Below are 12,045 nucleotides of genomic sequence, written 5' to 3'. Positions count from 1 at the left end.
GGGGGAAGCGGATTGACCTGAAACGGTCTTTTCTAAAATGCCTTTCCCGTCAAGGGATGGCGGAGCCCCGGGGAATTTTCTTGAATTCGAGGCGATTGTCATTCTGGAAGAATGGTGGAGCGAGGGGAATCGAACCCCTGACCTCTACAATGCCATTGTAGCGCTCTCCCAACTGAGCTACGGCCCCTTGATCATTGTCATGATAGGCAGCGAACTGCCGATCATTGCTTTTCCGACGCGCTGTGGCTTGGGAGCCAACTGTCGGACGCGGCGCGGACATTAGTGGCTGGATCGAAAGCGATCAAGCGAGAAAATACCCAATTTTGAAAAAATATTCAAAACCCGGATATTTTCCCGCGAAATCTCGAAGTCCGGCCTCAGTCGTCGTCCTTCACCGGAGCGATAACGACGGCAGAGACATCATCATCGTCATCATCCGTATCGACGGTGACATCATCGTCATCATCGATTTTGATATCGTCATCATCATCAAGACCGAGATCATCCTCATCGTCATCCGCTTTCGGTGTCACCACCTTTTTCGCAACTTCCGCTGCTACGGGCTGGCGGGATTTCAAAATAGGCTCGGGAGCCCATTCCGTACCGCAATCAATGCAGACGACGGGGTCGTCTTTTTGAAGATCGTAAAAGCGCGTACCACATTTGGGACAGGTACGCTTGGTTCCCCATTCGGGCTTCGCCACGAAACTACTCCTTCGGTCGCCATTCCTTAAGGCACGATGCCCACCGCTCTTTATCGAACGGCATCCATTGCCACGGTCCGTCGCTTCTGTCAAAACCTACCGCGTCAAATCGAAAGAAGCGGCAGGAAAGTCAACAAAAAAATGTCGGCACATGAAACATCCATAGGCCCCATATCCAGCCAAAAGTCCAGCAAGGCCGGAGGGGCGCAGTCCAAATGCGTGACGCATCTCAAGGGACAATGCTCCCTACCCGGCGATAAATCCATTTCTCACCGTGCCTTGATGCTTGGCGCTTTGGCAGTGGGGCGCACCCATATTACGGGGCTTTTGGAAGGTGAAGACGTCCATGCGACGGCCGCGGCTTTGTCGGCTATGGGTGTTGGCATCCGGCGCGAATCTCCCGGCCAATGGGTGGTTGACGGCGTGGGTGTCGGGGCGCTTCAAACACCGGACAACATCTTGGATATGGGCAATTCCGGCACCTCCACCCGCTTGTTGATGGGGCTGGTCGCTTCTCAGCCGATCCGCTGCTTTTTCACCGGCGACGGGTCTTTGCGCAAACGCCCCATGAACCGGGTGATTGCGCCCCTGTCGCAAATGGGGGCTGTTATCGAGTCGTGCGGTGACGGGCGATTGCCCTTGATGATCACCGGCAGCGACAGCCCCATGCCCATCGATTACACCCTTCCAGTTGCTTCGGCGCAGGTAAAATCGGCAATTTTGCTGGCGGCGCTCAATACACCGGGCACCAGTATCGTGCGCGAGCCAAAAGCCACCCGCGACCATAGCGAACGGATGCTGAAAGCCATGGGCGCCCAGATCACAGTGGAAGAAAACAGCACTGGCAATACAGGCCGCATCATCCGCATGACCGGCGAGGCGGAGCTGTCCCCCGTGGATATTTCCGTACCGGGGGATATTTCCTCTGCGGCCTTTCCTTTGGTGGCCGCGGCCATCCGGCCAGGCTCCCAAATCCGGCTGAAAGGTGTGGGGATCAACCCCTTGCGGGCGGGAATCTTGACGGCACTGGAACAGATGGGCGCCCCGGTGACCATCGAGAACCGCCGCGAAGAAGGCGGCGAGCCCGTGGCCGATCTGGTGATGACAGGGCCGGAACGCTTGAAGGCCGTAACCCTTGATCCGGCCATTGCGCCCTTGATGATCGACGAATTCCCGGTCTTGTTCGTGGCCGCCGCCTGCGCACAGGGCAGCAGCCGCTTCACGGGACTGGAAGAACTGCGTGTCAAGGAAAGCGACCGAATCGCAGCCATGGCCGCTGCCTTATCGGCGTGCGATGTGGCCGTGGAGGAAGTGCCCGATGGCCTGATCGTTCATGGAACCGGCAGCCCTCCTTTGGGCGGGGCAACCGTTATCACCCATCTGGATCACCGCATTGCCATGTCGGCACTGGTTCTGGGCTGTGCCAGCAATCGGCCAGTCTCCATCGATGATGCCGCCCCCATCACCACCAGCTTTCCCGATTTCATACCGTTGATGAACGCATTGGGCACGGAGATCTCCCTTTTATGATTATTGCAATGGATGGCCCGGCGGCATCGGGCAAGGGCACATTAGGGCGCAAATTGGCGGAAAAATTCGATCTGGCCTATCTGGATACCGGTGCGCTCTATCGTGCCGTCGGACTTGGCCTGAAGCGGGCAGGCCACGGCCCGGAAGATGCTGACCGCGCCGCCCATGCGGCCAAAACCCTTGATCCGGATCTGTTAAACGATCCCGAATTGCGCAGCGAACAGGTGGGGCATATGGCTCGATCATTGCCGCCAACCCTGTGGTGCGGGCCAATTTGCTGGCCTTTCAGCGCGATTTCGCCCGCCACCCCCCTTCGGGCAAGGCCGGTGCGGTGCTGGATGGGCGCGATATCGGCACTGTGGTGTGCCTGATGCGCATGTGAAGCTCTATATCAGCGCCAGCGATCCGGTGCGCGCAAGACGCCGTTTGCATGAATTGCAAGCCAAAGGCGTGGACACAAATTATGAAACGGTGCTGGCAGATCTTCTGGAACGGGACCGGCGCGACAGCCAACGCGCCACGGCACCTTTGAAACCGGCGCAAGACGCGGTCTTGCTAGATACCACCGAATTGGATATAGAAAGCGCATTCGAGCGCGCCTGCCAAATCGTTGATCAATGGCAGCGCTCTTAAACGAGCCAAGGCACCATCTGAAAAATGCCACAACCGAGCCTCTTGGGGATCGATTTGTGCCTTTATGATGAGACCATTGGCTTCCGGGATGAGGAGAAGACAGGCGATGGTCGCCCGTCAAGGAGCCCCGGAAGAAGACCGCCGGAACCAACCGGCTGGCATGAAAAGCTCCCTTAATATCGGTACGATTAACACCCATGACAGATATGCAAATGCCCTCCATGGAGGACTTCGAGGCCCTTTTGAACGAAACGATGTCGGAAGACTCGCAGTTCGAAGGTCAAGTCGTCAAAGGCACCGTAACGGCCATTGAAAACGACCTCGCGGTCATCGATGTAGGATTGAAAGCCGAAGGCGCGTGCCTTTGCGTGAATTCTCTGTCCCCGGCGCCCCTGTTGAACTTTCCGTTGGCGATAATGTGGAAGTCTTCGTCGATCGCGTTGAAAACGCCAATGGCGAAGCCGTTCTCAGCCGCGACAAAGCTCGCCGCGAAGAATCCTGGAACCATCTGGAAACCGCTTACGAAAAAGAATCCCATGTAAAGGGTGTGATTTTCGGGCGCGTCAAAGGTGGCTTCACTGTGGATCTCAATGGCGCCGTGGCCTTCTTGCCGGGCAGCCAGGTGGATATCCGCCCCGTGCGCGATGTCACGCCTTTGATGAATATTCCCCAGCCTTTCCAGATCCTGAAAATGGACCGTCGCCGTGGCAATATCGTTGTGTCCCGCCGCGCCGTTCTGGAAGAAACCCGCGCCGAACAACGCGCCGAGCTGCTGGATCGCCTGAAAGAAGGCGATGTGGTGGATGGCGTGGTCAAGAATGTCACCGAATATGGTGCCTTCGTTGATCTGGGCGGCATCGACGGCCTGTTGCATGTCACCGATATGGCATGGAAGCGCGTCAATCATCCGTCCGATGTCGTCACCATTGGCGAAACGGTGAAGGTCCAGATCATCCGCGTCAATCAAGACAGCCAGCGCATCAGCCTTGGCATGAAGCAGCTTGAAGCCGATCCTTGGGAAGGCATTGACGCGAAATATCCGGTTGGCGCCAAATTCAACGGCACGGTCACCAACATCACCGATTATGGTGCATTCGTTGAGCTGGAAGCTGGCGTTGAAGGGCTTGTTCACGTCTCTGAAATGTCCTGGGTGAAGAAGAATGTCCATCCGGGCAAGATCGTCTCCACCAGCCAGGAAGTCGAAGTGATGGTGCTGGAAGTCGATCCCGACAAGCGCCGCATCTCCCTTGGCCTGAAACAATGCCTTGAAAATCCGTGGGAAGCCTTTGCTGAAAAATTCCCGCCGGATTCCGAAGTCGAAGGCGAAATCAAGAACATCACCGAATTCGGTCTGTTCGTTGGTTTGGAATTCGATGTGGACGGCATGGTTCATATGTCCGACATCGGCTGGGATACCGCAGGCGAAGAAGCCATTGCGAAATTCTCCAAAGGCGACCATGTGAAAGCCAAAGTGTTGGATGTGGACGTGGAGAAAGAGCGCATCAGCCTTGGCATGAAGCAGCTTGAAGGCGATCCGTTCGCCGATGTTGCCGCCAAGAAGAAGGGCGAAATCGTCACCTGCACGGTAACCGAAGTGAATGACGGTGGCATCGAAGTGTCCATCGCCGATGGCTACACCGCCTTCATTCGTCGCTCGGATCTGGCCCGCGACCGTGGCGACCAACGCCCCGACCGATTCGCTGTTGGCGATAAGGTCGATGCGCTTGTCACCAATGTGGACCGTGGTCAACGGCGCGTGTCCTTGTCGATCAAGCATTGGAAGTGGCCGAAGAAAAAGCCGCTGTAGCCGAATATGGCACCACCGACTCAGGGGCCAGCCTTGGCGATATTCTTGGCGCAGCCTTGAAAAAGGCCAAAGAAGACAAAACCGACTCCTAAGTTGATCGGCAAAATCCATGTGTATTTGACCATGGATGATAAAAAAGGCCGCCTCGTTTTCCTAGCGGGGCGGCCATTCTTGCGCCAACGCCCCGAGATTGACCGCATGCTTGGCCGATCAGGTATATTGTGCGGCTTGACGGCGTAGGCACCCCTCCCATAGGCTTTTCACAGCTTGGGGTCGCTAATCACTGTCTGGATCGATGAAAGGATCGTTTCCACATGATCAAATCGGAACTCATCACACTGCTTTCCGAAGCCAATCCGCATTTGTTGCACCGTGATGTGGAACGCATTGTTGGCACCGTCTTTGAAGAAATTACCGCTGCCATGTGCCGGGGTGACCGTGTTGAACTGCGTGGCTTTGGCGCATTTTCGGTCAAAACCCGCCCCGCCCGAACCGGACGCAATCCCCGCACCGGCGAAGCGGTGGCTGTGGAAGAAAAACATGTGCCTTATTTCAAAACCGGCAAAGACCTGCGCGAACAGCTTAATGACCAGCATGGCAGCTAACAAAGCTGTGGATAAGGCGACAAGCAGAATGGCAAACAGGGCGGCCAACTGATGCGTCGCCTGTTTGTGCTGATTCCCGCCCTTATTCTGGCTTTGGGCCTTATCATTTTGTCCGTTGCCAATCGCGAAACCGTTCTTCTCGATATCCCCGGAAGCAATCTGGTTTTGCAGTTGCCTCTTTTTGCGGTGTTTCTCGCAGGGGTATTTCTCGGCGCATTGCTGGCGGCCATTTTGGCATTTCCCAAAAGCGTTCGCGCCAGCCTCGCTCAAAGACAATCGGAAAAACGTGCCCGGCGCGCCGAATTGGCGTTGTCCGAGCTGCGGGCTCAAAAAGCCGAAGAACAAACGGCAAAAAAACTGGTGGCCATTGACAATGCGCAAGCGCCACGGCACGGATCACGGCCACAAACAAATCCGTAACAATCCCCCCTTCTTTCCATAACAAGGACGCCAGTGCGGCGAACCATCTTATGCAGCGATTTAAAAATCCGCTATTTTGTGCGCTCGATACCGGTGATCTGGAGAAAGCCACCGCTTTGGTCGATGCGCTGAAAGACACGGTCGGCGGCTTCAAGCTGGGTCTGGAATTCTTCTGCGCCCACGGACCCAAAGGTGTCAAAGCCATTGCCAAGCGCGATGTGCCCTTGTTCATCGATCTAAAATTCCACGACATACCCAATACGGTGGCCGGGGCCATGCGCTCGATCATGCAACTCAATCCGGCAATTCTGACCGTTCATGCAGGCGGAGGGCTGGCGATGATGCGCGCTGCCGCCGATAGTGCAGCCGATACGGCCAGCAAGCTGAGTGTCAAAATGCCCTGGCTCGTGGCGGTGACGGTGCTGACCAGCCTTGATGCGGGGGATCTGGACGTGCTGGGCATCGAAGGCAGCACCCATAAAGTGGTAGCACGGCTGGCGAGGCTGGCGGAAAAGGCCGGGCTGGATGGCGTGGTTTGCGCCCCCCATGAAATTTCCACCACCCGCTCTGTGGCCGGTCAGGATTTCAAGCTGGTGGTGCCCGGCATCCGCCCACGCGGCACGGATGCAGGCGATCAAAAGCGGGTCATGACCCCCAAAGAGGCCGTTGAAACCGGTGCCACTGTGATCGTTGTGGGCCGGCCCATCACCCAATCGGACGATCCGGTGGGAGCCGCCCAATCCATCATCGACGCGATCAGCGAGCCTTTTTAAGCCAAGCCTTGGGCGCTGCCCTTAGCCCAACCCCAAAGGATCGTCGAGCGATGCGGACGGTGTGCTAAACCAGCGCGGGCCATCCTCGGCGATCCACAGGCAATCTTCCAGCCGCACGCCGAATCCCCCATAGATATAAATCCCCGGCTCGTTGGAAAAGCACATGCCCGGCGCAATTCTTGTTGCTTCATCTTTCACGAAATTGGGGCTTTCATGGCCATCCATGCCAATGCCATGGCCGGTGCGATGGGGCAGGCCCGGCACCTGATAGCCCGGCCCGAAGCCATGGCTTTCCAACAAAGCGCGCGCTGCTTTATCCACATCCCCACAGTGTGCACCGGGTTGGGCGGCTTCAAACACCGCCATCTGCGCGGCGCGTTCAATGGCCCACACTTCGCGCTGCCGCGCAGACGGTGTCCCATAGACCACGGTGCGGGAAATATCAGACTGATAGCCTTCCACCGCACAACCGCAATCCATCAAGACCGTATCACCTTCTTTTAAGATCTGCGGTGCGTTGGACCCATGGGGAAAAGCGCTGGCCGGACCAAACAGGGCCATGGAAAACACAGGCCTGCCGCCAAGGGCGCGGGTGGCCCCATCCATCATGGCGCGAAAATCTGCGGGCTGCATCCCCGCTTCAAGGCGCGGTACGGTATGGCGATAAGCGGCAATGGTAATATCTGTGGCGATCTGCATCAGGCAATTTCCGCCGGTGATTTAATGGCCCGGCAGCCCGTGACCACCGCCTGAGCCGACGCAATGCTCAGATGCGGCACCTGTTTGGCGATACCATCAACCACAAAATGCCGCACGGATGCTTCCATCCCCACGGCCCCTTTCTTCACCCCCCGGTCGGCAAGAATTTGCGCCACAAGCCGGAAAGGGTCTTCATGCTCTTCCCACACCCGCACATCATCGCCCAGCTGCAATTTCTCACGCAGGGCCGGTTCTTCAAAGGCCGGGCTGACATAGGCAATCTCGCCCGATGCGGGAATCACCGCGCCATGAAACCGCTCTGAACGCCACAAAGAAAGGCCGGTGAAATACACAAGGCTGGACCCCGGTTCCAACACCAGCGCCGACAAACCGGCCTCCCGCATCAAAGATTGTGCTTTTTCAATGCGCTTGCGGCGTTCTGCCACCGTGATCGGCACCGCATTTTCTGCTAGATTGGGTAAGTTGGAAAAGGCATCCGACTCAGCAGCATGAACGCGGCGCTTTGGCACCCCGGAAAGACCACCTGCCGCCATCGCCAAAATTGCGCTTTTGATAAAATCGCGCTTATTAAGACCCATCGTTCAATGCTCCCATCTTGCAGCCGCGTCCAAATATGCCACCTATGGTAACCGGATCACGCTCATCCCATGCTACAGTGCCTTTTTGACAAAACAAAATCCTTGGCTTTAACGGATCGCATTTTTTATGGACCAACTCGTTCTACTTTCCGCCCTTCTGGTCTTTTTGGCATTCCTGCTTATCCCTTTATCTCATCGGCTTGGAGCGCCGATTCTGCTGTTGGTTCTTGGCGTCGGCATGTTGGCGGGGGAAGATGGGCCGGGACGAATCAACTTCGATGATTTTCAGGTGGTCCATTCCCTTGGCGGCTTGGCGCTGGCCATTATTCTCTTTGCCGGTGGGCTGGAAACGGATTTTCGTGCATTACGCGGCGCAAAGCTACCCGCCATTTTGCTGGCCACCATAGGCGTGGTGCTGACAGCTTTGGTTACGGGTATTCCGGCCCATTGGATTTTGGGCGTTCCCTTGGAACAGGGCCTTTTGCTCGGTGCTGTGGTAGCCTCCACCGATGCGGCGGCAACCTTTTTGCTGATCCAGCATTCCCGCGCCAAGCTTCCCCAGCGGCTGAAGAACACTCTGGTTCTGGAATCCGGCCTCAATGATCCGATGGCTATCTTCCTCACCTTGGCGCTGACCATCCTGGTCAATTCGGGAGCCAGCCTTTCACCTGCGGAATTGATCGATTTTGCACCGCTTCTGGTGATGCAGCTTGGCATCGGCCTGGTCGCTGGCCTTGCCGGGGGCTGGGGCCTTGCCGCTCTGTTGAGCCGTCTTCACCTGCCCGATGGCATTGCCCCCCCGCTGGCGCTGGCGGCGGCGCTTTTTATCTATGCCGCAACGTCGCTTATGGGCGGCAGTGGCTTTTTGGCCATTTATCTGTGCGGGCTGGTGGTGGCGGGCCGAATGAAAGGCTCGATCAACCGCATCCTGCATTTCAATGAAGGTCTGCAATGGCTAAGCCAGATCGGGCTGTTCTTGATGCTTGGGCTGCTGGTCAAGCCCAGCGAACTGACCGCCACCTGGGTCGAAGCGCTGGTTATTGCCGCCGTTTTGATGTTCGTTGCCCGCCCACTGGCGGTAGCCCTGTGCACTGCGCCACTGCGCTTTCGCTCATCGGAACAACTGTTTCTGGGCTGGATGGGCCTGCGCGGTGCCGTGCCGATTTATCTGGCCATTTTCCCCGTGATTACGGCTGGCCCGGTGACGGTGGAATTTTTCAATATTGTTTTCGTGATCGTTGTGGCCTCGCTTGTCCTGCAAGGCTGGACCGTGGCCCCCGCGGCGCGCTGGCTGGGGCTTTCCCCGTCTGAAAAGGCCGATCCGGAAAACCAGGAGCAAAGCTAGAGCCCAAAGTTTGGGCTCAGGGCCTTAGGTCGATGCTCCACAGGGCAGTTCGATCACAAAGGTGGTGCCGCTGTCGTCGCTGTGCTCCAGCGCCACCCGTCCGCCATTGGCTTCCACAAGCTCCGCCACGATGGCAAGACCCAAGCCGGTACCCCGGGCCCCCGTTGAGCCTTTAAACGGCACGAACAGGTTCTCGCGGGCCTTCTTGGACAGACCCGGACCGGTATCCGAAACCCGCACGAAATGACATTCGCCTTTCCGTTCCGCCGTAACCGCTACCCGTCCGCCCGTGCGCTCCAGAATATTGGCCGCATTGCGCACAAGATTCATCAAAACGCGGAACATATGGTCGGGGTCCGCATAGAGCGCGAAATCTTTTTGCACCGCATTATCCAGATGGACCTTGGGGCCATCATCGGAGGCATTTTCTTCCTGAAGATCAAGCCCCACCGAAGCCCGCACATCCTCTATAAGATCATGGAGATTAAACGTCCGTTTCTTTGGCGGCGGCTCATCGGCTCGGCCATATTTCAAGGTACGTTCACACAGCACGATGGCCCGGTCGATGGCGGAAATCATCCGGCTCGACATATCGCGCACCTTGGGATCGTCGATCATCATCAAACGGTCGGACGATAATTGCGCTGTGGCCAGAATATTGCGCAAATCATGGTTCACTTTGCTCACCGCCGCCCCCACATGGGCCAGCCGCTTGCGCTGGTTAAGGGCCAGCCGCAGCTCTTCTTGCATCCGCGCCAATTCTCGTTCGGCTACCCCCAGTTCATCATGGCGATCACTGGGCACAATGGCGCGTTCCGGATCATCGGGGCGCTGGCGAAAGGCAACCATGGACCGGGTAATCTGTCGCATAGGCCGGACCATTAGAAAATGCAGCGTCAAAAACACCAATCCTGCGGTAAAGACAGAAATGATCACCGACAACACCATCACATTGCGCGAATATAGTGCCATCGCATCAAACAAAGCGCTTTCATCTAAAATGATGGAAATTTCTTCCTCACCCAACCGGCGAAGCGGCTCGCCGCTCACCATGATTGTGCCTTTGCCACCGCGCGCCAAAGTGACAAAGGCATCACCGATCATATTGGGGATCGAGGATTTCCGCAGATCATAGCGGGCATCGATACGGGCCGGCGCATCGCCTTCCATCATCAATTGACGGCGATCGCCAAGCTGCAGGGACACCGCCTTCACCCCGGCTGTGCGCAACAGGGCAAATTCCAGATCTTTACTGATGGCGTGATCGGGGGCTTCAACAAGGGACAAGGCGGCAATCTGCGCCGCTGTGATACGCTGCTCTAAAAAACTGCGCCGGAATTGTGCGATCGAAGGCACATAAACGAATACCTCGACCACCATCACAAAACAGATGGTTAAAAGCAGCAAGCGCGATGACAAGCTGCTTCGCAATGTTTCCACCCCTGTTTCCATACCACCCGCCGATTACCCCAGCATGAGGATGAATCTGACAATTTTTTTTGTACGTTCGCTGAACAATGTATCTGTAAAATAGGAGCCTGCCACCCTTTTATTCAATTCACCAAGGGAAGGATAAGGCGCGATATACCCTGCAAGGCAGAAACCTTCATCTTTTGCGAGATAGCCAACGCCCAAAGCTGGATCAATTCTCCGGCCTGCGCGCCCACAATCGTCGCCCCGATGGGCCGTCCCGATTTCACAATCAGCTTCACCCGCCCCTTGGTCGCCCCTTCCGCACGGGCCCGGTCGCTCTCTTTATAATCAATGCTGAGCACCTTGATCTTATCGCCGAATTTTTCCCGCGCCTGTGCTTCATCCAGCCCCACATGGGCCAATTCCGGATCGGTATAGGTGACCCACGGCACCGCCGAATAATCGGCCTTGGCCGGCAAGCGGAACAAGATATTGCGGATCACAATCCCCGCTTCATATCCCGCCACATGGGTGAATTGCAGGCCGCCGCGCACATCGCCAATGGCAAAAACGCGCTTATTAGAAGTGCGCAACCGCGCATCGGTGGAAATGCCTCTTTCGCTATAGGCAATCCCGGCTTTTTCCAGATCCAGCCCGGCCACATTGGGCGCGCGCCCTGCAGCCAGCAACAAATGTGTGCCCTTGATTTCGCTGGCGACACCATCCTTTTCCACCTGCACCACAAGGCCGGTTTCAGCCGCATAGGCAACGGATTTCACCTCGATATCCGAGCGGAGATCGACGCCTTCATCCTTCAAGCTCTCAAGCACGATGGCCGCAAGTTCGGGATCATCCTTGGGGAGCGGGGTGAACCGCTCCAGCACGGTTACCTTTGACCCTAAACGCCGGAAGGCCTGCGCCATTTCAAGGCCGATGGGGCCCGCGCCGATGATCACCAAATGCTCTGGCCGTTCGGTCAGATCAAACACCGTTTCATTGGTGAGATATGGCACGCCGTCCAGACCGGGGATGGGGACAATCCGCGCCGAAGAGCCAGTGGCCACCACAATGCGTTTGGCGCGAATGACATGGCCATCCGCCTCCACCTCGCGGTGGCCTTTAAAACGCGCATGACCCTTGATCACGGTCACACCCAGCCCTTCAAACCGTTCTACCGAATCATGGGGCGCGATACCGGCGATCACCTGGTGCACATGATCATGGACCTGTTTGAAATCTACCGATATGCCGGAAACCGTTGTGCCCATGGCCGATGCATGGGCGGCATGATGGGCTGCTTTCCCGGCCGCCAGCAGGGCCTTTGAAGGGACACAGCCATAATTCAGGCAATCACCGCCCATCTTGCCTTTTTCAACCAGAACCACCCGGGCTCCCATCTGCACAGCCCCCGCAGCAACGGACAATCCGCCCGATCCGGCGCCGATCACAAGAATGTCGGTATCGATATATTTGGTCATGACAATTCCTTTTCCGATATTGCTAACGGAATTCAAAGC

The 12,045-nt window shown here is 56.9% G+C and carries 9 protein-coding genes, 1 tRNA gene and 3 pseudogenes; 7 read left to right on the top strand and 6 right to left on the bottom strand.

Annotated features, from left to right (window positions below):
• Positions 1–112: 112 nt before the first annotated feature.
• Positions 113–187, bottom strand: a tRNA-Ala gene (locus tag JCM17844_RS06265).
• Between the two features lie 190 nt (positions 188–377).
• Complete coding sequence (locus JCM17844_RS06260; RefSeq protein WP_150000148.1) at positions 378–704, bottom strand: FYDLN acid domain-containing protein; 327 nt, start codon at positions 702–704, stop codon at positions 378–380.
• Between the two features lie 141 nt (positions 705–845).
• Between JCM17844_RS06260 and aroA the strand changes: the two genes are divergently transcribed.
• The 6 genes and pseudogenes from aroA to pyrF all read left to right on the top strand — a co-directional run bounded on the left by aroA (position 846) and on the right by pyrF (position 6,472).
• On the top strand, positions 846–2,234 hold the full coding sequence (aroA, locus tag JCM17844_RS06255) for a 3-phosphoshikimate 1-carboxyvinyltransferase (protein ID WP_150000147.1): 1,389 nt from the start codon (positions 846–848) through the stop codon (positions 2,232–2,234).
• A pseudogene (gene cmk, locus JCM17844_RS17200) lies at positions 2,231–2,867 on the top strand ((d)CMP kinase). Before aroA ends, cmk begins: the two are co-directional and overlap by 4 nt.
• A gap of 197 nt (positions 2,868–3,064) precedes the next feature.
• A pseudogene (gene rpsA / locus JCM17844_RS06245) lies at positions 3,065–4,766 on the top strand (30S ribosomal protein S1).
• Positions 4,767–4,988: 222 nt separating this feature from the next.
• Positions 4,989–5,279: an integration host factor subunit beta gene (gene ihfB, locus JCM17844_RS06240; protein ID WP_150000146.1), complete on the top strand. Its 291-nt coding sequence runs from the start codon at positions 4,989–4,991 to the stop codon at positions 5,277–5,279.
• A gap of 51 nt (positions 5,280–5,330) precedes the next feature.
• Positions 5,331–5,699, top strand: coding sequence for a lipopolysaccharide assembly protein LapA domain-containing protein (locus JCM17844_RS06235; RefSeq protein ID WP_150000145.1), 369 nt, complete (start codon positions 5,331–5,333; stop codon positions 5,697–5,699).
• A gap of 50 nt (positions 5,700–5,749) precedes the next feature.
• A complete protein-coding gene (gene pyrF, locus JCM17844_RS06230) occupies positions 5,750–6,472 on the top strand; it encodes an orotidine-5'-phosphate decarboxylase (RefSeq protein ID WP_150000144.1) in 723 nt (240 codons plus the stop codon).
• Between the two features lie 21 nt (positions 6,473–6,493).
• Here pyrF and JCM17844_RS14595 read toward each other — a convergent pair whose 3' ends face one another.
• Together JCM17844_RS14595 and JCM17844_RS14590 are read right to left on the bottom strand one after the other, a co-directional pair.
• On the bottom strand, positions 6,494–7,171 hold the full coding sequence (locus tag JCM17844_RS14595; RefSeq protein ID WP_210431477.1) for a M24 family metallopeptidase: 678 nt from the start codon (positions 7,169–7,171) through the stop codon (positions 6,494–6,496).
• Entirely contained in the window at positions 7,171–7,770 is a 600-nt protein-coding gene (locus tag JCM17844_RS14590) for an aminopeptidase P family N-terminal domain-containing protein (protein ID WP_210431476.1), read from the bottom strand. The genes JCM17844_RS14595 and JCM17844_RS14590 overlap by 1 nt, the downstream gene beginning before the upstream one ends.
• Positions 7,771–7,897: 127 nt before the next feature.
• On the opposite strand from JCM17844_RS14590, the gene JCM17844_RS06220 reads away from it, so the two are divergent.
• Positions 7,898–9,115 carry a potassium/proton antiporter gene (locus JCM17844_RS06220; RefSeq protein ID WP_210431475.1) on the top strand — a complete coding sequence of 406 codons (1,218 nt, stop codon included), beginning with the start codon at positions 7,898–7,900 and terminating at the stop codon, positions 9,113–9,115.
• 24 nt (positions 9,116–9,139) lie between these two features.
• Here JCM17844_RS06220 and JCM17844_RS06215 read toward each other — a convergent pair whose 3' ends face one another.
• Together JCM17844_RS06215 and JCM17844_RS06210 are read right to left on the bottom strand one after the other, a co-directional pair.
• Positions 9,140–10,555: a HAMP domain-containing sensor histidine kinase gene (locus tag JCM17844_RS06215; RefSeq protein WP_210431474.1), complete on the bottom strand. Its 1,416-nt coding sequence runs from the start codon at positions 10,553–10,555 to the stop codon at positions 9,140–9,142.
• Between the two features lie 24 nt (positions 10,556–10,579).
• A pseudogene (locus JCM17844_RS06210) lies at positions 10,580–12,006 on the bottom strand (dihydrolipoyl dehydrogenase family protein).
• Positions 12,007–12,045 lie beyond the last annotated feature (39 nt).

It is taken from the genome of Iodidimonas gelatinilytica (assembly GCF_008579125.1).
GTDB lineage: Bacteria > Pseudomonadota > Alphaproteobacteria > Sphingomonadales > Rhodothalassiaceae > Iodidimonas > Iodidimonas muriae.
Note: the sequence above shows the minus strand (reverse complement) of the source record. Positions and strands in the feature narration are given on the sequence as shown.